General features: G+C 72.7%; 17 protein-coding genes. 12 read left to right on the plus strand and 5 right to left on the minus strand.

Annotated features, from left to right (window positions below):
* Positions 1-19: 19 nt before the first annotated feature.
* From H6693_13415 to H6693_13465, 11 genes are all read left to right on the plus strand, one after another.
* A complete protein-coding gene (locus H6693_13415; protein MCB9517183.1) occupies positions 20-1,225 on the plus strand; it encodes a 4Fe-4S dicluster domain-containing protein in 1,206 nt (401 codons plus the stop codon).
* Entirely contained in the window at positions 1,222-2,616 is a 1,395-nt protein-coding gene (locus H6693_13420) for an 8-oxoguanine deaminase (protein MCB9517184.1), read from the plus strand. Before H6693_13415 ends, H6693_13420 begins: the two co-directional genes overlap by 4 nt.
* Positions 2,613-3,146, plus strand: coding sequence for a hypothetical protein (locus H6693_13425; GenBank protein ID MCB9517185.1), 534 nt, complete (start codon positions 2,613-2,615; stop codon positions 3,144-3,146). The genes H6693_13420 and H6693_13425 overlap by 4 nt, the downstream gene beginning before the upstream one ends.
* Positions 3,143-3,847: a hypothetical protein gene (locus H6693_13430; protein MCB9517186.1), complete on the plus strand. Its 705-nt coding sequence runs from the start codon at positions 3,143-3,145 to the stop codon at positions 3,845-3,847. Before H6693_13425 ends, H6693_13430 begins: the two co-directional genes overlap by 4 nt.
* A gap of 7 nt (positions 3,848-3,854) precedes the next feature.
* On the plus strand, positions 3,855-4,241 hold the full coding sequence (locus H6693_13435) for a TIGR03987 family protein (protein MCB9517187.1): 387 nt from the start codon (positions 3,855-3,857) through the stop codon (positions 4,239-4,241).
* A 55-nt stretch (positions 4,242-4,296) separates the two neighbouring features.
* Positions 4,297-5,118 (plus strand): FAD binding domain-containing protein, encoded by an 822-nt coding sequence (locus H6693_13440; GenBank protein ID MCB9517188.1) that lies wholly within the window; start codon positions 4,297-4,299, stop codon positions 5,116-5,118.
* Between the two features lie 104 nt (positions 5,119-5,222).
* On the plus strand, positions 5,223-7,973 hold the full coding sequence (locus H6693_13445; GenBank protein ID MCB9517189.1) for a molybdopterin-dependent oxidoreductase: 2,751 nt from the start codon (positions 5,223-5,225) through the stop codon (positions 7,971-7,973).
* Positions 7,974-8,264: 291 nt separating this feature from the next.
* Complete coding sequence (locus tag H6693_13450) at positions 8,265-11,855, plus strand: response regulator (GenBank protein MCB9517190.1); 3,591 nt, start codon at positions 8,265-8,267, stop codon at positions 11,853-11,855.
* A 30-nt stretch (positions 11,856-11,885) separates the two neighbouring features.
* Positions 11,886-14,081 carry a response regulator gene (locus H6693_13455; GenBank protein ID MCB9517191.1) on the plus strand — a complete coding sequence of 732 codons (2,196 nt, stop codon included), beginning with the start codon at positions 11,886-11,888 and terminating at the stop codon, positions 14,079-14,081.
* An 8-nt stretch (positions 14,082-14,089) separates the two neighbouring features.
* Entirely contained in the window at positions 14,090-16,651 is a 2,562-nt protein-coding gene (locus H6693_13460) for a response regulator (protein MCB9517192.1), read from the plus strand.
* A 30-nt stretch (positions 16,652-16,681) separates the two neighbouring features.
* On the plus strand, positions 16,682-17,473 hold the full coding sequence (locus H6693_13465; GenBank protein MCB9517193.1) for a GNAT family N-acetyltransferase: 792 nt from the start codon (positions 16,682-16,684) through the stop codon (positions 17,471-17,473).
* On the opposite strand, the gene H6693_13470 is transcribed toward H6693_13465, so the two are convergent.
* From H6693_13470 to H6693_13490, 5 genes are read right to left on the minus strand one after another with little or no spacing between them, the layout of a single operon-like run.
* Positions 17,428-18,267 carry an FAD binding domain-containing protein gene (locus tag H6693_13470; protein ID MCB9517194.1) on the minus strand — a complete coding sequence of 280 codons (840 nt, stop codon included), beginning with the start codon at positions 18,265-18,267 and terminating at the stop codon, positions 17,428-17,430. The genes H6693_13465 and H6693_13470 overlap by 46 nt on opposite strands.
* 1 nt (position 18,268) lies before the next feature.
* Positions 18,269-20,059 (minus strand): Ig-like domain-containing protein, encoded by a 1,791-nt coding sequence (locus H6693_13475; GenBank protein ID MCB9517195.1) that lies wholly within the window; start codon positions 20,057-20,059, stop codon positions 18,269-18,271.
* Positions 20,056-20,556 carry a (2Fe-2S)-binding protein gene (locus tag H6693_13480; protein MCB9517196.1) on the minus strand — a complete coding sequence of 167 codons (501 nt, stop codon included), beginning with the start codon at positions 20,554-20,556 and terminating at the stop codon, positions 20,056-20,058. The genes H6693_13475 and H6693_13480 overlap by 4 nt, the downstream gene beginning before the upstream one ends.
* The gene (locus tag H6693_13485; GenBank protein MCB9517197.1) at positions 20,553-21,767 is read right to left on the minus strand and encodes a threonine synthase; all 1,215 of its coding nucleotides are present in this window, start codon (positions 21,765-21,767) and stop codon (positions 20,553-20,555) included. The genes H6693_13480 and H6693_13485 overlap by 4 nt, the downstream gene beginning before the upstream one ends.
* Positions 21,764-22,738: an ornithine carbamoyltransferase gene (locus H6693_13490; protein ID MCB9517198.1), complete on the minus strand. Its 975-nt coding sequence runs from the start codon at positions 22,736-22,738 to the stop codon at positions 21,764-21,766. Before H6693_13490 ends, H6693_13485 begins: the two co-directional genes overlap by 4 nt.
* A gap of 149 nt (positions 22,739-22,887) precedes the next feature.
* Between H6693_13490 and H6693_13495 the strand changes: the two genes are divergently transcribed.
* Positions 22,888-25,245: a T9SS type A sorting domain-containing protein gene (locus H6693_13495; protein ID MCB9517199.1), complete on the plus strand. Its 2,358-nt coding sequence runs from the start codon at positions 22,888-22,890 to the stop codon at positions 25,243-25,245.
* Positions 25,246-25,431 lie beyond the last annotated feature (186 nt).

The following is a 25,431-nucleotide window of genomic DNA, read 5'->3' on the forward strand; positions in this document are numbered from 1 at the left end:
GGGCGGCGAAAGGAGCCCCATGGCTGACCTCGCGGTGGACCTCTTCGGTCTCCACTTTCCCAACCCCGTGTGGCCGGCGGCCGGGCCCACCGTCCGCGACGGCGAGCTGATCCTGCGCCAGGTGGCCGGCGGCGCCGGCGGTGTGGTCTGCAAGACCATCAGCAGCGTGCCCGCGCCCGTGCCCAAGTACCACATGATGAACCTGGCCAAGAATCGACGGGGCGGCATGCTCAACGCCGAGCTCTGGAGCGAGCTGCCGGCCGAGCAGTGGTTCGACCGCGAGTACGGCATCGCGCTCACGGCGCCGGTCCCCATCATCGCGAGCCTCGGCTACACCGCCGAGGAGGTGGCCCGCCTCGGCAAGCGCGCCGAGGCCGCGGGGGTGCACGCGCTCGAGGTCACGGTGCACTACGCGCAGGAAGAGCCCTGGCAGGTGATGAAGGCGCTGCGCGAGGCCGTGGACATTCCCATCATCGCGAAGCTCAGTCCACATGACCCTGTGACTGTAATCGACGCCGCCGTGAAGCTCGAGCCCTACGTGGACGCCATCGCGGCCGTCAACAGCCTGGGGCCGGCGCTGCGCATCGACGTGGAGCGCTGCCAGCGCATCATGGGCACCGAGTACGGCTACGGCTGGCTGAGCGGGCCGCCGATCAAGCCGGTGGCGCTGCGGATCGTCTTCGACATCGCGCGCTCGGTGAAGGTGCCGGTGATCGGCGTCGGCGGCATCCGCACGGGCGTGGACGTGGTGGAGTTCCTCATGGCCGGCGCGAGCGCGGTGCAGGTCTGCACGGCGAACATCTACGAGGGGCCGCAGGTCTTCGCGCGCATCAACCGCGAGCTGGAGGCCTGGCTCGACGAGCACGGCTACGCCAGCGCGCGCGAGATCGTGGGCCTCTACCCGCGCAAGCTCGACGCCGAGGCGGGCCGCACCTTCGACGGCCTCGGCACCACCGGCCGCGTGCACCTGGAGGGACCGCCGCCCATGGTGACGCCCGACGCCTGCACGCTCTGCAACCTCTGCGTCGTGAGCTGCGAGTACGACGCCCTGCGCATCGACAAGGCCGAGGACCCCGAGGCGGTCATCATCGAGGACGAGCGCTGCTTCGTCTGCGGGCTCTGCGTCACCGTCTGCCCCACGGCCGCGCTCACCCTCGACCTCGACGCGACCCTCGGCCCGGCCGGGCCCATCCAGCCGGAGCCGCGCGCGGGGAAGCGCACATGAGCCTGCTCATCCGCAACGCGCGGCTCGTGGCCACCATGGACGACGCGGACCGCCGCCTCGAGGCCGCCAGCGTGCTGATCGAGGGTGGGCGCATCGCGGCCCTGGGTCCGGACGCGTCGCTCGTCGGGCGCTTCGCGCCGGCGCAGCGGGTCATAGACGGCGCGGATCTCCTGGTGACGCCGGGTCTCGTCAACACGCATCACCACCTCTACCAGACGCTCACCCGCGCGCTGCCCGGCGCGCAGGACGCGCCGCTCTTCGACTGGCTGCTGCACCACTACCCGATCTGGCGGCATCTGGACGCCGACATGCTCGCCATCGCCACGCGCACGGGCCTGGCCGAGCTGCTGCTCTCGGGCTGCACGCTGACCAGCGACCACCACTATCTCTACCCGGCTGGAACCCACGGCCATCTAGTAGACGTGCAGATCGAGGAGGCCCGCGCGCTCGGGATCCGCTTCCAGCCCACGCGCGGCTCCATGAGCCTCGGCGAGAGCGCGGGCGGGCTGCCGCCGGACGCCGTCTGCCAGAGCGAGGCGACGATCCTCGCCGACTGCCGTCGCCTGGCCGCGAGCAGCGATCCCGCGCCGGGCGCCATGCTGCGCATCGACCTGGCGCCGTGTTCGCCGTTCTCTGTCACCGCGGACACGCTGCGCGCCACGGCGGCCCTGGCCCGGGAGGCGGGGCTGCGCCTGCACACCCACGTGGCCGAGACGCTGGACGAGGAGCGCTACTGCCTCGAGCAGTTCGGCCGCCGTCCGGTGGCCCACATGCACGCGCTGGGCTGGACGGGCCCGGACGTCTGGTACGCCCACGCGGTCCACCTGGACGACAGCGAGATCGCCCTGCTCGGCGAGACCGGCACCGGCGTCGCGCACTGTCCCAGCAGCAACATGCGCCTGGGCAGCGGCGTCGCGCGGATCAAGGAACTGCTGGCCGCGGGCGCGCCCGTGGGTCTGGCCGTGGACGGCTCCGCCTCCAACGACGGCTCCCGCCTTCTCCCCGAGGCCCGCCAGATGCTTCTTCTCAGCCGCCTGCGCAAGCCCGCGCACTGGCTCACGGTGGACGAGGTCTGGCGCGTCGCCACGCGCGGCGGCGCGGCGGTGCTCGGCCGCGCGGAGCTGGGCAGCATCGCGCCCGGGCAGTGGGCCGACCTCGCGCTCTGGGACCTCGGCGGCCTGGAGATGGCCGGCGCGCAGGCGGATCCCCTGGGCGGGCTGCTGCTCGCCGGAGCGGCCGCCGCGCCGCGGCCCCGCTTCGTGATCGTCAACGGGCGCGTGGTGGTGGACGACGGCCGCATCCCCGGCCTCGACGAGCGCGCCCACGCCGGGCGGCACAACGCGGCGGCGGCGACACTGCTCGAGCGCGCACTGGCGGAGGGAGGTGCATGATCGGAGCGTACTACTCCTATCGCGTCGACGCGGACGATCGCATCCGCGAGGTCGACGCGGCCTGGCTCGACTTCGCGATCGAGAACGACGCGCCCGAACTCACCGCGGAGGCCGTGCTCGGCCGGTCGCTCTGGGACTTCGTGGACGGCGACGCCATCTGCAAGCTCTACGGGATGATCTTCGCCTCGCTGCGCGCGAAGCCGTCGGAGGTCAAGCTTCCCTTCCGCTGCGACTCGCCCACGCGGATCCGCCAGATGCTGATGACCCTGCGCTCCGAGCGGGGCGGCGGGATTGCCATGGAGACGCAGCTCTTCCACAGCGAGGAGCGCGCGCCGGTCCTGCTCTTCGATCGCAAGGCGCCGCGCGCGCCCGAGGGCCTGCCGATCTGCTCCGTCTGCCTGCGCGTGGACCTGGGCGGCGAGTGGGTGGACGCCGCCGAGGCCGTGGTGCGCCGCCGTCTCTTCTCGCAGGAGCGGCCGCCGCGTCTCGACGAGACCGTCTGTCCCGACTGCTTCGGCGCGCCGCGATGATCCCGCCCCTCCGCATCGCCCTGATCGGCGAACGCGACCCCGCGGTGACGGCGCACCGCGCCATCCCCGAGGCCCTCGCGCTCGCCGGCGCGGCCCTGGCGCTGGAAGTCCAGGGCGAGTGGCTGGCCACCGACCGGATCGTCAGCCAGGCGGATCTCGACGGCTACGACGCCTTCTGGTGCGTGCCCGCCTCGCCCTATGTGAGCGAGGCCGGCGCGCTGCGCGCGATCCGGCATGCGCGCGTCGGCGGCCTGCCCTTCCTGGGCACCTGCGGCGGCTTTCAGTACGCCGTGCTGGAGTACGCCCGGAACGTCCTCGGCTGGGGCGACGCCGGACACGCGGAGCTGGATGCGAACGCGACGAACGCCGTGATCGTCCCGCTGCTCTGCGCCCTGGTGGAGACGCGCGGCGCGCTGCGGCTGGTGGAGGGTTCGCGCCTTGCCCGCAGCTACGGCATGCTCACGATCCAGGAGGGCTACCACTGCAGCTACGGGCCGAGCGCGGCCTTCGCCGCGGCGCTGGCGGTCGGTCCCCTGCGCGTCACGGCCACCGACGAGGCCGGCGATCCGCGCGCGGTGGAGCTGGACGGCCATCCCTTCTTCGTCGGCACGCTCTTCCAGCCCGAGCGACGCGCGCTCACGGGGGAGACGCCGCCGCCGGTGCTGGCGCTGGTCGAGGCCGCGGCCGCGGGGCGCGGGTAGGGGCGCCATGTCCACCGCCGTCGCCGTGTCCGCGGTCCTCATCACCCTGGCGCTGGTCTTCTACACGCTCGGGGTCTGGGCCGAGCGCATCGCGCGGCTGCTCAAGCCCTGGCACGTGGCGGTGTTCTGGACCGGCCTCGGCTTCGACGTCGCCGGCACGCTGGCCATGCACCGTCTCGCGAAAGGTCCCTTCTCCCTGCGCGACAGCCACACGCTCACGGGACAGATCGCGCTGTGGCTGATGCTGATCCACGCCGCCTGGGCGACGCGGGTGGCTCGGCGGGGCAGCCCCGAGGCGAGGTCGCGCTTTCATCGCTACAGCGTGCTGGTCTGGCTGATCTGGCTGGTGCCCTACATCGGGGGGATGATCGTGGGGATGCGCGGCCGTCCTTGACGCCGGCGCGGTCCGGCGCTGTAATGACGCGATGGCCGCGGAGGGAGGGCTGCGCATGAGCTGGATCAAGGACTATCGCCTCACCGCCGACCTGGACGAGGCCGCCGAACTCCTGGCGCGCCCCGACGAGCGCTGGGCCGTCTTCGGCGGCGGCAGCCGCCTCGTGGCGCGCAAGCCGCCCGAGGTGGAGCGGCTGGTCGACCTGCTGCCCCTCGGCCTCGACCGCATCGAAGACGGCGACGACGGCGCCCTCCGCCTCGGCGCCCGCGTGCGCCTGCAGACCCTGGCCGACCGCAAGGACCGCGACGGCCTCCTGCGCGCGGCGTCCCTCTCCCTCGCCCACTCGGTGAACCTGCGCAACCAGATGACGCTGGCCGGCGAGACCGCCTGGCCCATCGTGCTGAGCGAGCTGCAGACGGCGCTCGTGGCCCTGGACGCCCGCGTGCATCGCCACGCCCTCGCGCCCGCGGGCGTCGCCGACTACCTGGCCGAGTCGCCGCGCGCGGGGATCATCACGGCGCTGGAGCTGCCGGCCGCGCGCGGCTGGCGCTTCGGCTTCCACGCGCTGCGCGCCGCGAGCGCCGCGCGGCCGCAGCTGGTGCTCGCCGCGGGCGTGGAGCTGGTGGATGGCCGGATCAAGGCGGCGCGTCTCGTCTACGGACGCTTCGGCGAGCGGCCGCAGCGCGCGCTGGGACTGGAGCGGCGGCTCGTGGGCGAGGCGCCGGCGCCGCTTGGACTCGGCACGCTGGAGGGCGACCTGCGCGACGGGCTCGCGCCCTTCGACGACCCCGGCGTCGACGCGGCAAGCAAGTGGGACGGCGCCGCGGCGCTGGTGGACGAGTTCCTGGCCACCTGTCGCGGAGCGTCCGGGCCGTGAACCCGGCGGACCGCAGCCTGCGCTTCACCCTGAACGGCCGCGCGCTGGAGCTGGCCGTCCCGCCGGCGCTGGACCTGCTGACCCTGCTGCGCGAGCTGGGCTGCATGTCGGTCAAGTTCTCCGACGAACACGGCGAGGGCGGCGCCGACACGGTGCTCGTCGACGACCGGCCCGTCAGCGCGGCCACCCACCTCGCGCTGCAGGTGGAGGGGCGTCGCGTGGAGACGCTCGAAGGCCTGCGCGACACGCCCTGGCTCGCCGCGCTGGCCGAACGCTTCCTCGACGAGGGCGCCGTGCAGTGCGGCTACTGCACGCCGGCCCTTCTGCTGCAGCTGGAGGCCCTGCGCCGCCGCGATCCCGCGCCCGACGAGACCGCCCTGCGCGCCGCGCTGGGGGCCGTGTTCTGTCGCTGCACCGGCATGGTCAAGCCGCTGCGGGCCGCCCGCGTGGCCTTCGGCCTGGCGGCGCCGCGCGAGTCGGGGGCGCGGGCCGCGCGGGAGGGCGGCGCGCCGCTGCGCGTCGTCGGTCACGATGCGCGGCGCGTGGACGGCCGCGCGTTGGTGCGCGGCGAGCCCGTCTTCGCCGGCGACCTGGAGCCTGCCGGCGCGCTCATGCTCGCGATCCTGCCGAGCCCTCACGCGCACGCGCGCATCCGCGCCATCGACACGACCGCCGCGCTGCGGCTGCCCGGCGTGGCGGCGGTGCTCACCTGGCGCGACGTCCCCCGCCGCGCCTACACCAGCGCGGGCCAGGGCTTCCCCGAGCCCAGCCCCTACGACTGCTATCTGCTGGATGACAAGGTCCGCCACGTGGGCGACAAGGTGGCGCTCGTGGCCGCCGAAACGCCCGCCGCCGCCGCGGCGGCCTGCGCGGCCATCGCGGTGGACTACGAGCTGCTGCCCCACTTCCTCGACGAGCGCGAGGCCCAGGCCGAGGGCGCGCCCATCGTCCACGACGAGCCCCGCCCCGACGACCCCCAGACCGACCTGCTCTTCTGGCCGGAGGACCCCGCGCGGAACGTCGCCGCGCGCACCTCGCTCGACCTGGGCGACGTGGACGCCGGCTTCGCGGCGGCGAGCGCCGTGATCGAGCGCGAGTACCGCACGCACCAGGTGCAGCAGTGCTCGCTGGAACCCCACGTGTGCAGCAGCTGGCTCGACGCCGACGGCCGCCTCGTGATCCGCAGCAGCACGCAGGTGCCCTTTCACGTCCGGCGCGTGGTCGCGCGCCTGCTCGACCTGCCCACGAGCCGCGTGCGCGTGATCAAGGCGCGCGTGGGCGGCGGCTTCGGCGGCAAGCAGGAGATCCTCGGCGAGGAGCTGGTGGCGCTGATGACGCTGCGCACCGGCCGTCCCGTGCGCCTCGTCCTGAGCCGCGCCGAGGAACTGCGCTTCGCGCGCAGCCGTCACCCGGCCCGCGTGCGCTACCGCGCGGGCTTCGACGCCGCGCGACGCCTGACCGCCATGCAGATGGACATCCTCGAGAACACCGGCGCCAACGGCGCGCACGCGCTCACGGTGATGTCCGTGTCGGCCAACAAGGGCCTCAGCCTCTACCCGGCGCCGGCGGTGCGGCACCGGGGCGTGGCCGTCTACAGCAACCGGCCGCCGGCGGGGGCCTTTCGCGGCTACGGTTCGCCCCAGGCCTTCTTCGCGCTGGAGTCCTTCATGGACGAGGCCGCGCGCGAACTCGGCGCCGATCCCTTCCGCCTGCGCCTGGACAACGCGCTGCGCGTGGGCGACGCCATGGAGGTGGCCGCGAAGCTGGGCGAGGGCCGCGAGGGCGTGCTGTCCACGTTGACGAGCGGCGCCATCGAGGGCTGCCTGCGTGCGGGGCGCGAGGCCATCGGCTGGGACACGGCCCCGCGGGGCTGTCCGCCGCCGAATGCGCCGCCCTGTTCGCCGCTGCGGCGGGGGCTGGGCTTCGCGCTGGTGATGCAGGGCTCGGGCATCCCCGGCATCGACATGGCCGGCGCCTTCCTCAAGATGAACGAGGACGGCGGCTTCAACCTCATGGTGGGAGCCGCGGACATCGGCACCGGCTCGGATACCGTGCTGGCGCAGATCGCCGCCGAGGTGCTGGGCGTGACGCCGGCGATGATCGTGGTGACCAGCGGCGACACGGACCACACGCCTTTCGACCCGGGCGCCTACGCCTCGAGCACCACCTACATCAGCGGCGGCGCGGTCAAGAAGGCGGCCGAGACGCTGCGCGCGCGCATCCTCGACTACGCCGCGTTGCTGCTCGACGCCGATGCCGCCGGCCTGCGGCTGGACGGCCCCGCCGTCCTGGCCCCGGACGGCCGCCGCCTGCCCTTCACCGAGATCGGCACGCGGAGCCTCTACACGGACCATCAGCGGCAGCTCATGGCCTCGGCCAGCCACGTGTCGCCGGACTCGCCGCCGCCCTTCGCGGCGCAGTTCGCCGAGATCGAGGTGAACCTGGCCACCGGCGCGATCCGCGTGCTGCGCTTCGTCACGGCTGTGGACGCGGGCCGCGTCCTCAACCCCGCCATGGCCGAGGGGCAGGTGGAGGGCGCGGTGGCCCAGGGACTGGGCATGGCGCTGGTGGAGCGGATGGCCTTCGACGCGGCGGGACGTCCCCAGGCCGCCAGCTTCCGCGAGCACGGCTACCTGGTGCCTGACGACCTGCCCGAGCAGCAGGTGATCTTCGTGGAGGACCACGAACCCACGGGGCCTTTCGGGGCCAAGGCCGTGGCCGAGATCTGCATCAACGGCCCGGCCCCCGCCGTGGCCAACGCCCTCGCCGACGCCACCGGCGTCCGCCTGCGGGAGACTCCCCTGACGCCAGACCGGGTGCGCGCCGCCCTGCGCGCAGCCGGTCTCCGATTATAGCGGGAGCCCTCGACCAAACTGGCCCGCCCTCTGCTTCTCTCCCCTTTCGCGCGACAGCCGCTCCGTTCGCCGGGGCGGACGCTCAGCCTTAACTGATTTGACGGCAGCGAAATGCGCGCCAGGCGCGGCGGCAGGGCCCCACGGGAGGCCCCGCTCGCCGCACGCCCCGTGGCCGCAGGTGGCAACTCTTTCAGCACCTGCGCACGAGTCGGCGGCAAACCCGCCGCAGGCGCCGGCATTTCAGACCTTGCCGCGAGCAATCGCGGCTCGAGCCATGAAGGAGCCCGAACGATGATGGGCAAGCGCAGGCACTCGCAAGACGGCGCCATGAAGCGGGCCCTGCCCCGTTTCCTGGCCTACTTCCTGGGTTCGGCGCTGATGGTGCTGGCCATCGGCGTGCTGCTCTTCGTGGCGGAACGGGCCAGTCGCACCGAGTTCCTGGCGGACCAGGAGCAGTCGCGGCTGCGACTCCAGGGCGACGTGGCCGAGCGCGAGCTGCGGCAGATCTCCGCCGACCTGCTGACCCTCGCGAAGAACGCCAGCGTCGGACGCGCGATGCTCGTCGGCGTGGGCGAGGCGCCGGGGCAGCTGGACCGCGACGACGCCCTCGCCCTCGCGCGCGACCTGGAGAACTTCGCGCAGGTGAAGGGCGTCTACGACGCGCTCACGCTCTACGACCGCGCCGGCCATCAGCTGCTGCGGCTGGAGAACGCCGACAGCGAGCCGGTCGCCGTCTTCCCCGACTCCGCCGAGAGTCGCCGCAAGCGCGCGCCCGTGGATCTGGGCAGCCTGCCGGCCGGCGAGGTCCGCTACTGGATGCCCGAGGACCAGTCGGCGCGCCTGAGCGTCGCCACCGCGGTGCGCGAGGCGGGGCGCAGCCAGGGCTGCCTGGTGCTCTCCTATCGCACGGCGCACCTGCTGGGCGAGATGGGCGAGCAGGCGCAGAACGCGGCGACGGATCTGCGCATCCTCGATCGCCGTGGACGCACGCTCTTCGCCACCGCGGCGGGACGTCCCGCCACGGCGGCCTTCGATCCCAGCACGGCCGATCCCGAGCTCTGGCACCGCATCCTGAGCACGGGCGACGGCCAGCAGCGCGAGGCGAGCGGTCTCGTCACCTATCGCAGCCTGCGGCCGGGCCGCTGGCTCGAGGAACTGGACGCCAAGAGCGAGGGTCAGGGCGGCTGGAAGCTCGTGGCGTTCCTGCCCGCGTCGGAACTCAGCGCGGCGATGCAGCCCTACCTGGGCCAGCTGCTGCGCTTCTACCTGGCCGTCCTCGTGCTGCTGGCGCTGGGTTCGCTGCTGCTGGCCGTGGGGCGCGTCCGTTCGCGCCAGGCTGCCGAGGACGCGGACGCCAGCCGCGAGCGCTACGCCAAGCTCATGGACGACGCCCGCGAGCTCGTGATCACCGCCACCATCGAGGAGGACGCCACCGGCACCGCCGGCCTGCTCTCCCTCAACCGCGCCGCCACCGAACTGCTGGGCTTCGACGCCGCCGAGGTGGCGCAGATGAGCCTGAGCGAGCTGGTGACGCCCGCGAGCATCGAGGCCCTGCGGCGTCACCTCGCCACCGCGCGCATGGGGCGCGCCAAGGCCGTCGAGCTCGAGGTGATCACGCGCGGAGGCCAGGTTCACAGCCTCGAGCTGATCTTCAAGCGCGTGGTCTCCGAGGACGGCGAGAGCAGCGTGCTCCGCGGCAGCGGCCACGACGTGGGCGACCGCAAGCGCGCCGAGACCGCGCTCGACTCGATGGAGCAGCTGATGACGCTGCAGACCACCGTGCTCACCCTGCTCGATCACGACGACCTCGACGGCGCGCTCGGCACGCTGCTGGCGCATCCCGAGCTGCGGCTCTCCGGCTGGGTGGCGCTCTACGCCGCCGTCGACGCGCAGTCGCCCGTGGAGCGCGCGCACTATCGCGCCGTGGAGAGCAAGGACGCGGGCGTCCTCGTGGACTACCTGCCCGAGCGGCTGCCCGACAGCCTGCGGCCCACGCTGGCCGCGGAGCATCCCTTCCGCCTCGATCTGCACGCCGACGGCGACCCGCCCTTCGGCAAGGCGCTGCCCAAGGCGCATCGCGTCTGCTGGTTCTTCCCCGTGGGTCAGGGCGCCGGCGCGCTGCTGCTCTTCAGCGCCGACGAGGGCGACTGGGCCGCGCCACGCCAGGAGGTCTTCGCGAACCTGGCGCGCGCCTGCGGACAGCGGCTCAGCCTTCGCCGCCTGAGCGCCGGCCTCGCGGCCGGACGGGCGGCCCTGGACTCCGCGCGCTCCGAGACGGCCAAGGCCGAGGACACGCTGCCCAGCTTCCTCATTCGCGTGGGCGACCGCCTGCGCCTGCCGGCCCGCCGCCTGGTGACGGAGGCCGGGCAGGCCATCGCCTCGGGGCAGGATCCGGCCGCAGGGCTGGCCACGCTCGAGCGCGGCGCGCGCGGCGTGCTGCGCAGCATCGAGGAGATCCTCACCTACGCCGAGCTGGAGGCGGGCCGCCTCACCGTGAAGGCGGAGGAGTTCGACTGGCGCGAGGTCCTGCGCGACGCGCTCGGCGCCATGGCCGAGGCCTCCGCGCGCCGTGGGCTCACGCTGCGCGCCGAGATCGAGAAGCAGATTCCGCCGCGGCTCGTCGGCGACGCGCATCTGCTGCGGCAGGTGCTGGACCAGCTGCTCGGCAACGCCGTGCGCTACACCGAGGAGGGCGAGGTCGTCCTCAAGGTGCAGCTCGCGCGGGAGACGGCCGGCGGCGTGTCGCTGCACTTCACCGTCCACGACACCGGCTGCGGCATTCCCGACGAGCAGCAGAACAGCCTGTTCTCGGCCTTCGGCGACGAGGGGCAGGCGGCGTCGCGGCGGCATCGCAACGGCGGCATGGGGCTCAGCCTGGCGTCGCGGCTGGTGAAGGCCATGGATGGGACCATGTGGATGCAGAGCGTCCCGTCCCAGGGGAGCAACTTCCACTTCACCTGCCCGTTCAGCCTGCTCGTGGGCCAGCAGAAGCCCGACTTTGGCGCCAAGGAGACCCCCGCGGCTCCCGGCCAGCCGACGCCGGCGCCCGCCCCCGCCGCGCCCGTGGCGGCCGCGCCGCCGTCGCCAGCGCCGCCGCTGCGCTCCCTGCACCTGCTGGTCGCGGACGAGAGCGAGTCCAGCCGCGAGAAGCTGCGCACCCTGCTGCAGCAGCACGGCCACCGGGCGACGGTGGTGGACTCGGCGATCCAGGCCATCGAGTCCATCGCGCTCGACGACTTCGACGCCGTGCTGATGGGCGTCCAGATGCGCGACATGGACGGCCTCACGGCCACGCGGGCCATCCGCGACTACGAGAAGTCCGGCGGCGCGCACCTGCCGGTGATCGCCCTCAGCGCGCAGGCCATGGAAGGCGACCGCGCCCGCTGCGAGGCGGCGGGCATGGACCACTACCTGGCCAAGCCCATCGACGAGCAACAGCTCCTGGCGACACTCGCCGCCGTGGCGCAGGGCACGTCCCTCGGCCCGGCGGCGCCTGGCGTCGAAGCCCCACACGATGACGGAAAGGACATCAACGTGAACGTGGACATGGATCTCAGCGTCTTCGACCGCGCCGCCGCCCTGGACCGGGTGGCGGGGGACATCGAGCTGCTCATCGAGCTCGCCGGCATGTTCATGGAGGACGTGCCGAACATGCTGGCCGAGATCGAGTCGGCCGTGCGCAACGGCGACAGCGACGGGCTGCGCAAGAGCGCGCACACGCTCAAGGGCGCCGTGAGCAACTTCAGCGCGCAGAACGCGCAGGACGCCGCCTGGGCGCTCGAGCAGATCGGCCGCAGCGGCGATCTGAGCGAGGCCGTCGGCGCCTACAACCTGCTCCGGCAGGAGATCGAGCGTCTTCAGCCCCTGCTGAGCTCGCTCTAGGCGGATCGCGTGGAGCGCGAAGGGCATAGCATGACCGGCCTCGACACGGGCCAGTTCGCGCGCGAGGACGTGCTGGCCACCGGCCTGTCCTCGTCCGGCTTTGCGCTGAGTCCGCGCAGGCGGCAGCATTCGTCGCCGGGGGGGATCTTCACCATCAGCGCGCTGCTCAGCCTCACGCTCCTGGTCACGCTGGCCATGTTCTTCTGGCGGCTCGAACGCTCCTGGACAGACCATCTGGAGGACGACAGAAACTTCCAGAGCCACATCGTGCTTCAGCTCGACACGCTCAAGGAGCGGGGCTACACCGTCGATCCGGCGCTGCTCGCCTCCTACGTGCGCGAGCAGACCACGCACATGGTGCGGGACGGCGCGGACCTGCAGCACGCCGAGCTGAACCTGAAGCGTCACTTCCTCATGCTGCTCGTGGTGATGGGACTGACCTGGCTGGTGGGCCTCGCCCTGCTGCGGCGAACCCTGGCTGGCGAACGGCACGCGACGCAGCTCGCGCGGCGCGCGCGGGCCGAGGTGGAGGCCGTGAACGAGACCCTGGCCGAGGCGAATCAGCGGCTCAGCACCGCCGTCGACTCGGCGCGGCGCAACGCGCTGTCCGCCGAGCTGGCCAGCCGCGCCAAGAGCGAGTTCCTGGCCAACATGAGCCACGAGATCCGCACGCCCATGAACGGCATCGTGGGCATGAGCTCGCTGCTGGGCGACACGCCGCTGGACGGCGAGCAGCGCGAGTACCTCGACGCCATCCAGGCCTCGTCGGCCAACCTGCTCACGGTCATCAACGACATCCTCGACTTCTCCAAGATCGAAGCCGGCAAGCTCGAGCTCGACCTGTCCGAGTTCTCCCTGCGCGATCTCGTGCACGACAGCCTCCGCGGCCTGGTGATGCAGGCCCAGCGCAAGGGCCTCGACGTGATCGCCTTCGTCGATCCGGCGCTGCCCTCCGCGCTCGTGGGGGATCCGGTGCGGCTGGGGCAGATCCTCATCAACCTGGTCGGCAACGCCGTGAAGTTCACGGGCCAGGGCGAGGTGGTGCTCAAGGCGGAGCTCGCCGAGCTGGAGGACGACCGCGCGGCCGTGGAGATCAGCGTCAGCGACACGGGCATCGGCATCTCGGACGAGAAGCTGGCCGTGGTGTTCAAGGCCTTCGAGCAGGCCGACGGGAGCGTCACCAAGCGCTACGGCGGCACGGGGCTGGGGCTCAGCATCTCGCAGGCGCTGACCCAGATGATGGGGGGGCGTCTGTGGGTGGACAGCCGCGAGGGCGAGGGCAGCACCTTCACCCTGCGGCTGGATCTGCGCGTGGCGGAAGGCGCCGAGGTCGGCGGGCCGCTCGCCCTGGCGGGGCGTCGGGTGGTCGTGGCCACGGCGTCGCACATGCGCGCCTCGCTGCTGGGGCGCAGCCTCGGCGCCGCGGGCGCGGACGTGAGAACCCTCGACGCGCTGGATCGCGTGGTGGAGCAGATGGACGGCGCCGCGGACGCGCTGCTGCTCGTGGACCACGGCCTCGTGGGCAGCGGCGCGCCACTGCGCAGCCTGCTGGAGCTCTCCACGCTGGCGCCGCAGCACGTGCTGCTCCTCGCCGGCGTCAACGAACTGTCGCGGGCACGGCAGCTCGTGCGCGACCTCGGCCTTGGCGGCTGTCTGGCCAAGCCGGTGAATCCCCGTCAGCTGGAACAGCTGCTGCAGGGCGAGCCGCGCGCGGCGAGCACGGGCGAGGCCGATCCCGGCGCGCGCCGGAGCGCGGTCGAGCCGGGGCGCTATCGGCCGCAGCGGGTGCTGCTGGCCGAGGACAACGCGGTCAACCAGCGCCTGACGTCCCGCATCCTGGAGAAGGCCGGACACCATGTGGTGGTGGCGAGCAACGGGCGCATCGCGCTCGAGCTGCTCGACCGCGAGATCGTGGACGTGGTGCTCATGGACGTCCAGATGCCCGAGCTCGACGGCTTCAGCGCCACGCGCGAGCTCCGGCGCCGCGAGCAGGCCAGCGGCCGCCACGTGCCGGTGATCGCCCTCACGGCCCACGCCATGAGCGGCGACGAGGCCCGCTGCCTCGACGCCGGCATGGACAGCTACTTGATCAAGCCCTTCAAGGCCCACGAACTGCTCGCGCGGATCGAGAGCTTTGCCGCCACCACCGCCGTGGCGGCCGCGGAAGGGATCGCGGATGAGAACGCGCTGCTCCTGAACGTGGGCGGCGAGAGTCGGCGAGGTTGAGGTACACGATGCAGCACGCGGACTGGTCCCTCGATACGAGCCTGGCCCTGGGCTTCGGCTTCCTGCTGCTGGCCCTGGTGGCTGAGCTCGCGCGACGGCGACGGGAGTCGTCCCTGCCCTGGGGCGCCTTTGCGCTGGCGCTCGTGGGCTTCGGCGCGGTGGAGCTGCTGCGCTCCCTGGACGCCATTCCCCACGCCGCCCGCCCCGCGCTCTTCGCGCGCGACCTGCTGCTCCTGGGCGGCTACGCGCTGTCCATGGAGTTCGCGCGCCGGGCGCTGCCGGTGCGGCGCCTGCGGCAGCTGCCCTATCACATCCACCTGCTGCTGCCGGCGGCGTTGCTGCTCGGTGCGGCGCTCGAACCCCGCATCCTCCTGGGCGGCCTGTGGCTGGCCAAGAGCATCGCGGCCCTGGGCTGCGCGGCCGCCTTCCTCAGCGCGGTGAAGAGCGAGCGCGTCTCGCGCCTGCCCTGGCTGCTGATCCTCGGCCTCGCCATGCCCCTGGGCCTGCTGGTGATGGAGTTCCCGCTCTTCGGGCTGCTGCCGGATCCCATGGCGGGACGCCTTCCCTTCGGCCTGCCGGCACTGCGCCTGGCGGCGGCGCTGGGGATCATCCCGCTGGCGCTGGGCCTGCACCTGTCCGGCTTCGTGGCGTCGCCGCCGAACCGGGAGCGACGTCGCCACACGCTGCGCAACCTGGGCTGGACCGTCGCCGCGCTGGCGCTCGTGCTCGCCGCGGACGCGCTGATCGTGCCCACCGTGCCGTCGGCGCAGTCGAGCCCGCTGCCGGCGGACGTGCAGGGTCCCATCCTCATGGCGCGCGCGCCCGGCGCCAACGCCCTGCAGTTCGCGCTCTTCGGCCTTGGCCTGCTGGTGATCCTCGGCTTCGGCGCCGCGGAGCTGCAGCAGGATCGCCATCTTCGACTCGGGCGCGCGCACCGCCGCCTCCTGGTGGCCCACCGTCGCGACGAGTCCCTGCTCGCCGCGCTGCCCGCCGCCTTCTTCCGCACCGACGCCGCGGGCGTGCTGCGCCAGGCCAACGTCGCCTTCACGCGCACCGTGGGCCTGGGCGACACCGAGACCGTGGCGGGCCGCCACGTCCGCGACAGCGAGCTGAGCCTCGAGAGCGCCGGCGAGTTCGAGGCGCGCAACCGCCAGGTGATGGACCACGGCAAGGCGGAGCTCGGGTCGCTGGAGCGCCTGCAGCTCGCCGACGGCAGCGAGCGCCAGCTGCTGTCGAGCCGCGCCCCCGTGGGCGACGGCCGCGGCATGATCGGCGTGCTCATGGACGCCGACGACGTGATGGAGCGCGTGCGCGAGGAGCGCACGGCGCGCGAGGCGGCCGAGGACGTCAACCGCAAGCGCGCCGAGGCCCTGTCGAACCTGAGCCACGAGATCCGCACGCCCATGAACGGCATCCTGGGCATGACGGAACTCGCCCTGCAGACCAAGCTCGACCGCGAGCAGCGCGAGTACCTGGAGTCGGTGCAGCTCTCGTCGGAGCACCTGCTCGCCGTGATCAACGAGATCCTCGGCTTCTCGCGCCAGGAGTCGGGCCGCGTGGACCTGACGCCCGTGGACTTCCGCTTCGCCGACCTGCTGCAGGGCCTCGAGAAGACCTTCCGCCCGCAGGCCGAGGGGCGCGGGCTCGTCTTCGCGGTGACCGCCGAGGACGGCCTGCCGCACCAGCTGCACGGGGACGTCCTGCGCCTGCGCCAGATCCTCGGCAACCTGATGGGCAACGCGATCAAGTTCACCCGCGAAGGCGGCGTGACGCTGCGCGTCAGCGAGCTCGCGCGCGACGAGGAGTGGATCCGCCTCCGCTTCGACGTGGCCGACAGCGGCGTGGGCATTCCGTCCGAGGAGCTGGAGCGCATCTTCTCGCCCTACGCCCACGGCAGCTGCGCCAAGGATGAAGAGGGCTCCGGCCTCGGCCTCTGCATGAGCCGCGACCTCGCCGTCCGCCTGGGCGGACAGATCGAGGTGACGAGCCAGCCCGGCCGCGGCAGCCGCTTCAGCCTGGAGCTGCCGCTGCGCTTCCGCGGCGAGCAGGTGGCGCCGCTGCCCGAGAAGACGCCCGAGGAGGCCGCCGCGCCCGCGGCCACGGGCAGCCGCGGGCTGCACGTGCTGCTGGTGGAGGACAACGCCGTCAACCAGCGACTGGCCATGCGCCTGCTGGAGAAGGCCGGCTTCTCCGCCACGGAGGCCTGGAACGGCGAGGAGGCGCTGTCCCTGCTGCGGCGCGCCGACCGGCCCTACGACCTGGTGCTCATGGACCTGCAGATGCCCGTGCTCGACGGCTTCGCCACCACCCGCATCATCCGCGAGGAGGAGCGCGCCGGCGGCGGCCACCTGCCGATCATCGCCATGACGGCCCACGCCATGCAGGGCGCGCGCGAGCGCTGCCTCGCGGCGGGGCTGGACGGCTACGTCTCCAAACCCGTGCGCCAGGAGACGCTGCTCGCAGAGATCGACAGCGTGCTGCGCCGTCTGGTGGACTCCGCGCTTGACGGCGCGCCGCCCGTGCCCGACAACGAGCGGGAGCCGAGCCCGGTGCCGTCGGACATGGTGTAGGCGCCCGGGCTCAACGCCCGAGGTCTGGCCGTGAGCTGGCAGCGTCTGGACGACACCGCCGTCATCCGCGCCTTCTGCGCGCGCGATCCCGGGCGCTATCTGTTCCACCTGGGCGATCTCGATCCCGCGGAATGGCCGCAGGCCGACTACTTCGCCTGGGGCGCGCCGGCGAAGCCCGAGGCCCTGCTCCTCCTCTATCGCGGACTCAGCGTGCCGGCGCTCATCGCCTTCGGCGGCGCGGGCGCGATCGGCGCGCCCTTCGCCGCGGCGCTGCCGCTCCTGCCGCCGGCGGGTTTCGTCCACGGCTTCGACGCCGACCTGCTCACGCTGGCGAGCGCCCGCACCGTGAACCGCCGCGGACGCTTCCGCCGCATGCTCTGGAAGGGCTTCCCCGGCTCGGTGGGCGAGGCGCGGCGCGCCCGCGCGCTCGGCCCCGCGGACCTGGAGCAGCTCAGCGCGCTCTACGCCGACAGCTATCCCGAGGCGCACTTCGAGCCCGTGCAGCTGGGCAAGGGGATGTTCTACGGCGTCGAGGAGAAGGGCGTGCTGCTCAGCGTGGCGGGGCTGCACGTGTATTCCGAGGCCGAAGGCGTCGCGATGCTCGGGAACATCGCCACGCGCACCGAGCGCCGCGGGGAGGGTCACGCCCGCGCGGCCACCGCCGCCCTGCTGGCCGCGCTGGGTCCGCGCGTGCGCTGGATCGGGCTGAACGTCCACGCGGGCAACCGCGCCGCGGAACGGCTCTACAAGCGCCTGGGCTTCGTGGAGGAGTTCGTCTACGAGGAAGCGGGGTTCGCGGAGGCGAATCTCCCCAGCCGGTAGACGAGAATCCGCTCCACCATTGTGCGGCGGTAGGCCGCCGTGCCGCGCAGGTCGTCGATGGGCGCGCAATCCGCCGCCGCGGCGGCCGCGCAGGCGGCGATGCGCGCGGCATCGAGCGGCTTTCCGATCAACGCCGCCTCGGCCTCGCGCGCGCGGATCACCGTCGGGGCCACGGCGCCCAGGGCGATGCGCGCCTCGCGCACCACGCGTCCCTCCAGCACGAGCTGCGCGGCCACGTTCACCACGGCGATCGCCATGGCGTCGCGGAAAGCGAGCTTGTGGAAGACGCTCACCGCGCCCACCGGCGGCCGCGGAATCTCCACCGCGGTGATGATCTCGCCGGCCTCGAGCTGGGTGCGCCCCGGCCCGGTGGCCACTTCCTCCACCGGCAACTCCCGCCGCGTGGTCACCGCCCGCGCGCCGTAGACGATGAGCGGCGGCACGGTGTCGGCGGCGGGCGATGCGTTCGCCAGGTTGCCGCCGAGCGTCGCGCGCTCGCGGATGGCCCGCGCGGCGAAGACGCGCAGTGACTCGGCGAGGGCGGGCCAGGCGGCCAGGGCGGGATGGGCGTGAAGGTCGGCGAGCGGCGCCGCCGCGCCGACGCGCAGCACGTCCTTGCGCACTTCGATGCCCTGCAGCTCGGGCAGCGACTTCAGGTCCACCAGCCCCGCGGGCCAGCCCTGCTCGCGGCCGAGGCGCACCAGCAGATCGGTGCCGCCGGCCAGCGCGCGCGCGTCGCCCGCGGCCAGGGCGGCCGCGGCGTCGGCGATCGTCTGCGGTCGGTCGTAGTGCATGCTAGTAGCTCATCGCGTTGCCGGTGGCGTCGACGCCCATCAGCCAGATGTCCGCGCCGCCGGCGCTGTCCGCGTCGGTGACGCCGGCCACCAGCGCGCCCGCGCCGTGGGGGAAGAGGGCGCGCGCTTCGTCGGCGCCGGTGTCGCCGAAGCTGGCGAGCCAGCTCTGGTTGCCCGCGCCGTCCGTGCGCACGAGCACGAGCTGACGTCCCAGCGCGCCTGTCTCCAGCACGCCGCCCAGCAGGTAGCCGCCGGCGGGCATGGCGGTGAGGCAGAAGCCCTGGTCCCAGCCGCCGTCGCCGTAGCGCTGGCTCCAGTCCTGGTCGCCGGTCGGATCGAGGCCGAGCAGCCAGAGGTCCTTGTCGCCGCCGCCGAGCACGGCCCAGCCGCCCGCGCGCGGGAGCAGCGCGCGCCCCGCGTTGAAGGGACCGCCCAGCGCGTAGTCGAGGCTCCAGTCCTCGCTGCCGTCGGCGTTCGCGCGGAGCATCCACAGGCGTTCTTGCCCGGCCAGCTCGCGGAGGCCGGTGACCATGAAGCCGTCGCCGTCGATCGCCACGGCGTAGCCGATGCTGCGGCCCGGCCCGCCGTGTTCCTGACTCCACAGGACGTCGCCCGCCGCGTTCAGCTTCACCAGCACCAGCCGCGACTCGCCCGCCGCCTGCCGCTCGCCGGCCACGATCGCGCTGCCGTCGGCGCCGAGCGCGAGCGCGTGGACGTACTGCGTGTCGTCCACCGCGCCGAGGATGCGGCTCCACACCACCGCGCCGCCCTCGTTCAGGCGCATGACCCAGGCGTTCGGGCCGCGGCTGTCCGGGAGCGAGGTCGTCCACCCGCCGACGACGTAACCGCCCGCCGGCAACACCGCGAGGCAGCGCAGGTGGTCGCTCCCGCTGCCGCCGTAGGCCCTGACCCAGCGATTGCCGCCGGGCGTGATCGAGAGCACGCACGCGTCGATGCCCCCGCTCGGCACGCTCAGCTCGCCGGCGAGCACGGTGGCGCCGTCGTCGTCCAGCATGGCGTAGACGCGATCGTCGCCCACGCCGCCGTAGCGGCCGGTGACGGTCCCCGTGAGCTGCGGCACCATGAGCAGCAGCGTGTCGGCGGCGAGCGGCACGCCGCCGCTGTCCATGCCCAGCGCCGACAGCTCGTAGAGGCCGGGCGCGGCGAAGCGCGTGGGATCCCAGCTGGCCGTGAAGGGCGGGCTCGTGTCGGTGACCAGGTGCACGCCGTTGACGCGGAAGCTGACGCGGGTGACGTCGCTGCCGGCCAGCGGCGCGACCTCGATGGCCACGGGCCCCGCGGTCACGATGGTGTTCAGCGTGTCGGGCGAGAGCCAGTGCAGGGTCTCCAGTAGACGGTCCACGCGAATCGGCAGCGCCGGCGACGTGTACTCGGCCACTCCTTCGTAGTGCACGCTCACCGTCATCGTGGTGGCGCCCTCCGCGACGCCGCGCACGCGGTAGGTCCAGCCGCTCTGGCCGGCCGTGGCGGCAATGGCGGTGTCGTCCACGCGCAAGCTCATGCCGAAGCCGCTCGCGGGCGTGAACTCCGTGGCCGTGTCGTCGAAGAAGCGCGCGGTGAACTGCTCGGTCTCTCCGCCGGCGTAGGTGACGATCTCGCCCTCCACCGCGGTGCCCGTCACCGTGATCGGGTCGCCGGTCGCGCCGTGGAGCACCATGCCCGTCACCGTGGGCAGGACGGGCGGCTCGACGGGATCCTCCGGCCGCGGGATGCCGCAGGCGCCGGTCATCACGACGAGCAGGAGCGCGGTGAGCGCGTGGGGCGGTCTCATGCGTCCTGCCCCGGGTCGAGGGTCCGGGCCGCCAGCTCAACGGCATCGAGGATCTTCGCATAGCCGGTGCAGCGGCAGATGTTCCCCGCCAGCGCGGCTTTGATCGCGGCGCGGTCGGGATGCGGCGTCTTGGCCAGCAGGTCCGCCGCGCTCAGCACCAGGCCCGGGAAGCAGTAGCCGCACTGCACGGCGTGCGTGTCCATCATCGCGGTCTGCACGGGGTGGCCGGCGAGGCCTTCGACTGTCGTGATCGTGGCATCCTGGGCTTCGGCCGCGAGCACGAGACAGCTGTTCACCAGCCGCCCGTCCATGATGACGTTGCAGGCGCCGCACTCGCCCTCGGCGCAGACCTCCTTGGCGCCCGTGAGCCCGAGGTCCTCGCGCAGGAAGTGCAGCAGCCGCCGCGTGGTCTCGACCTCGCGTTCCACTGCGCGCCCGTTCACCGTGCAGCGCAGGGTGACGGTCTCGCGGCGCTCCGGCGGCAGGTCCCAGCTCATGGCGCCACCTCCTCCAGCGCCGTGATCACCGGCGCCGGCGTGAAGAGCGGCGCGAGGGCGTCGGCGTCCTTGAGGCCGTGGCCGGTGACGAGCGCGACGACCCGCGCGTCCGGTTCCAGCAGGCCGTCGGCCAGCGCGCGGCGAAGGCCGGCGATGGACGCCGCGCCCGCCGGCTCGGCGAAGATGCCCTCGAGCCGCGCGAGCTCGTAGGACGCGGCCAAGATCTCCTGATCGCTCACGGTCACCGCGAAGCCGTCCGTCTCGCGCAGCGCGCGGAGGGCCTTCTCGCCGTCGCGGGGGCGGTCGACCACCAGCGAGTCGGCCACCGACTGCGCGTGCACGGCTTCGATGCCGCGTCCCGCGCGCCAGGCGTCGGCGATGGCCGCCGAGCCCTCGGGCTGCACCGCGATCAGGCGGGGCAAGTCGTCGATCCAGCCCACGCGCTGCAGGTCCACGAGGCCCTTGTGCACCCCGGCGAGGATGCAGCCGTCGCCCGCGGGGACGAGGATCGCGTCGGCGATCTTGCGCACGCCGGGCCGCGCGAGCGCCAGCGCCGCGCTCTTCTTGCCCTCGGCGCACCAGGGATTGTGCGCGGTGTTGCGTGACACCCAGCCGAAGCGGCGCGTGGCCTCGAGGCAGAGCTCGTAGGCGAGGTCGTAGTTGCCGTCCACGAGGATGAGCCGCGCGCCGTGGGCCTGCACCTGGCGCAGCTTGCCCGCGGGGGCGCGCTTCGGCGCAAAGACAACGGCCTCCATGCCCAGCCGCGCGGCGAGACAGGCCAGCGACGCGCCCGCGTTGCCCGTGGACGCGCAGGCCACCGTGCGCGCGCCCATCTCGCGGGCGCGGAGAAGCACCGCGAGCGTGGCGCGATCCTTGAGGCTGCCCGAGGGGAGGCGGGTCTCGTCGAGCAGGGTGAGGTGGCGTGCGCCGAGCGCGTCAGCGAGACGGGTCGCCGGCTGCTCGCGCGTCCAGTCCAGCAGCTCGAAGAAGAGCGCGTCATCGGCGGCGAGGCGCACGGGCGAGAGCAGCAGCATCGGGTTGACGCCCTCGCCGCCCGCCGCGGCCAGGCGGCGGGCCAGCGCGGGGTAGTCGTAAAGAAGGTCCAGGGTTCCGCCGCACTGTGTACACGTGTACAAGTCGGGCGCGATGGCCGCCGCGCGCCCGCAGGCGCTGCAGCGGGCCTCGACCGGTCCCTGGGGCGCGATGCTCACATCGTCTCCGCCATGATCGCCTTGCAGGTGTGCAGCCGGTTCTCCGCTTCGGGGTAGACCACCGACTGCGGGCCGTCGATCACCGCGTCCGTCACTTCGTTGCCGCGGTCGGCCGGGAGGCAGTGCATGTAGAGGGCGTCCTTGTTGGCGATGGCCATGCGCCGCTCGTCGCAGATCCAGTCCTTGTGCGCGGCGGCCAGCGCGAGGCCCTCCTGCGGATTGCCGAAGTAGTTCAGCGCGCCCCAGCTCTTGGGGTAGACGACGTCCGCGTTCTCGAAGGCGGCGTCCATGTCGTCGGTGAACTCGAGGCGCGTGCCCGCCGCGGCGGCGTTGGCCACCGCGATCTCCACCTGCTCGGGCATCAGCTCGTAGCCGGGCGGGTGAGCCAGGATGACGTCCACCCCGAAGCGCGGCATCAGCGTGAGCAGGCCCTGCGGCACGCTCACCGGTTTGGCGTAGCTCGGCGCGTAGGCCCAGCTCACGGCCAGGCGCAGGCCGCGCAGGTCGCGGCCGCGCAGCTCCTGCAGGGTCATGAGGTCGGCGAGGGTCTGACAGGGGTGGTCCACGTCGCACTGCATGTTGATGACCGGCACGCTCGCGTGCTCGGCCACCGCGCGCATGAGCGTGTTCCCCTCGCCGGGCACCAGGTCGTGACGGATCGCGATGCCGTGGCCGTAGCTGCTCAAGATGATGCCCATGTCCTTCGGGCTCTCGCCGTGGGCCATCTGGCTGGTGGAGGCGTCGATGAAGTGCGCGTGCGCCCCGAGCTGCGTGGCGCCGGCCTCGAAGCTGTTGCGGGTGCGGGTGGACTTGTCGAGAAAGAAGAGGAAGACGGTCTTGTCCGGCAGCAGACGGTGCGGCTCGCCGGCCTTGAACTGCCGCTTGAGCTCGCCGGCGCGGTCGATCAGGTGCTGCAGCTCGCTGAGCCGCCAGTCCTGGGTGGCGATGTAGTCGTGTCCCCGCAAGTCCATGATCCCCTCCACGTTGCGCGGGCGGCTGCCCGGGCGAACGGCCCAGGGTAGCGCGGGCGGCGGGCGCGGCGCAATGGCCCATGCGGTTTGCTCGCCAGCGGCCGGGAGCGCTGCTATAATCTGATGCGGATCCGGGCCGGAGGTGGAGGATGCGGACGTTTTCGCTGCTGGCGCTCGCGTTGTGGCTGGGGCCAGGGACGGCACAGGCCGAGCTGTCGGGCACGGTGTGGACGGAGTTCAACCGCACCTACGTGGGCACGGACGGTCCCGTCTACGCCGCCTGCGACGTGCCGGGGCTTGGCCGCTTCTTCGGCGGCGCCTTCCACCACGTGGGTGACCTGACGGTGTGGAACATCTTCCAGGTGAGCGAACTGGGCGATGACGACGCCTGCGGCAGCACCTGCGCGCCCGTCGGCGATGGGTTTCTGACCCCAGTGCGATCGCTGGCGGCCTTCCAGGGAGAACTCATCGCCGGCGGCGACTTTCCCGGGCATCTCTTCCGCTGGGACGGAAGCACCTGGACGCAACTGGGAGACTTCACCGACACGGTCTGGGAGCTCTGGGCCAACGACGGCGTGCTCTACGTGGGCGGTGACTTTGGCCTGCGCTCCTGGAATGGGACGACATGGCGCGACTACCCATGGATCCCACTGAGCAGCGTGGCAGCCGTGACGATCTACCAGGGACAGCTCGTCGCGGCGGGGATCGGCGCCGACTACATCTGCGTCTGGAACGGCTCCGACTGGGAGTTTCTCTACCCCTACTACTACTTCGACTTCAATGACGTGATCTACGCCATGACCGTCTTTCAGGACAAGCTCTACGTGGGCGGGGACCTGCATGGCGACGTGCCGGCGGGCGAACCCGCGGTGGACAACCTGGCCTACTGGGACGGCAGCGCCTGGCATGGGATGGAAGAGCACGGTGCGCAGTCTCCAGCAGGTCCCGTCTACACCTTGCTGAGCGGGCCCGAGTGGCAGGTCGACGCCCTGCTCGTGGGTGGAAACTTCCCTGCCGCCTACGGTCACGAAGCGAATCTCGCCTACTGGACCGGGCAAGCGTGGGGCGTGTCCTACTTCGGATTGGATGGGACCGATGGGCCCGTCTACGCGCTCGACGGGGAAGCGGCCAACTTCCTCGCCGTTGGCAACTTCAGCCACTACGGCACTGTCGATACGGGCAGAGCCTTCCACAAGAGCTTCATCAATGGCCACCTCGACCGCTATGGAAGCACGGGGAAGGGCCTGAGCAGCGACGCCCTGTGCCTGGAAGCTCACGACGGGCAGGTCTTCGTCGGTGGCTACTTCGCACAGGCGGGCGAGGTCGTTGTCAACGGCATCGCCCGCTGGGACGGCGGCGCGTGGAACGCGCTGGACGCGCCCGACGAGCCCTGTGACTGGACCGTCCCCGCGCTTCACGACTTCGACGGTGTCCTCTACTCCATCGACTACCACACCCACGGTGTTCGTCGCTGGGACGGTGCCGACTGGACCAGCCTCGACGGCGACCTCGGCAACGGTGGCTACGCGTTGGGGGACCACGACGGGCATCTGGTCGTGGGCGGCGCGTTCACCAGCATCGACGCCCAGCCCTGCGCGCGCGTGGCGATGCGGGTGGACTCGCTCTGGGTTCCGCTGGGCGCCGGGATCGCTGGCAGCAACGACTTCCCCGTCGTGAGAGCCCTGGCCGACTTCGGCGGCGACCTCTACGCCGCCGGCGAATTCACGCTCGCGGGCGGTCAGCCGGCCGCGAACGTCGCGCGCTGGGACGGCGCCGACTGGCATCCCCTCGGTGAGGGCGTCGATGGCGCCGTGCACGCGCTGCTGGTCGACAGCGGCCTGCTCTACGTGGGCGGCGACTTCACTCACGCCGGCGGCCTGCCTGCCGCGGGCGTCGCGCGCTGGGACGGCGCCACCTGGACTCCGATCGGCGACACGATCCAGGGTCACGTCTACGCGCTTGCGTCGTTCGCCGGCCACCTGGTAGCCGGGGGCTCGTTCCTCCTCAGCGACGATCCCAGCGCCGGGGACCTCGTCTACTGGGACGCCGGCGCCTGGCACGGGATCGTTGACATGCCCATCGGTGGGGCGATGTCCCTGCTCCCTCGCGGCGACGAGTTGTGGATCGCCGGCCTGTTCCAGGAGATCCGGGACGGGGCCGCCTACATCCCCTCGTATGGTGTGGCCGTGTTCGAGGCGGATCTTACGGCCGTGGAGTCCAGCGGTGGGGGCGCACTGGCGCTGCGCCTCGCCCACCCGAATCCCTTCAACCCGAGCACGACGCTGCGCTTTGATCTGGGCGCCGCGGGTCCCGCGCGGCTGAGTCTTCACGACGCGCAGGGACGCCGGGTGCGCGTGCTGGCGGAGGGCGTGTTCGCCGCCGGCGAGCAGGTCCTGACCTGGGATGGTCGCGACGACGCCGGCCGGGCCCTGCCGTCGGGGGTCTACTTCTCGCGTCTCGAGGCCGAGGGTCGGGTCGAGAGCAGCAAGCTGGTGCTGGCGCGCTAGCCCGCCCCCGGGGGCGGGTTCGGCCAGATCGTCCCGCGGCGCAAGTTCCATGAAAATGCGCGCTTGCCCCTTGCGATCGCCACTAATGTATAGTATAATGCTCGTGGCGTCAAGGGGCCATGCGAAGAAGCCCCCACTCGCCCCCGGGGGCGAGCTTGACCCTGACCATGAAGTCTTGAATCCCGC

This window comes from Candidatus Latescibacterota bacterium (assembly GCA_020633725.1).
In the GTDB taxonomy this organism is placed as follows: Bacteria; Krumholzibacteriota; Krumholzibacteriia; order JACNKJ01; family JACNKJ01; genus VGXI01.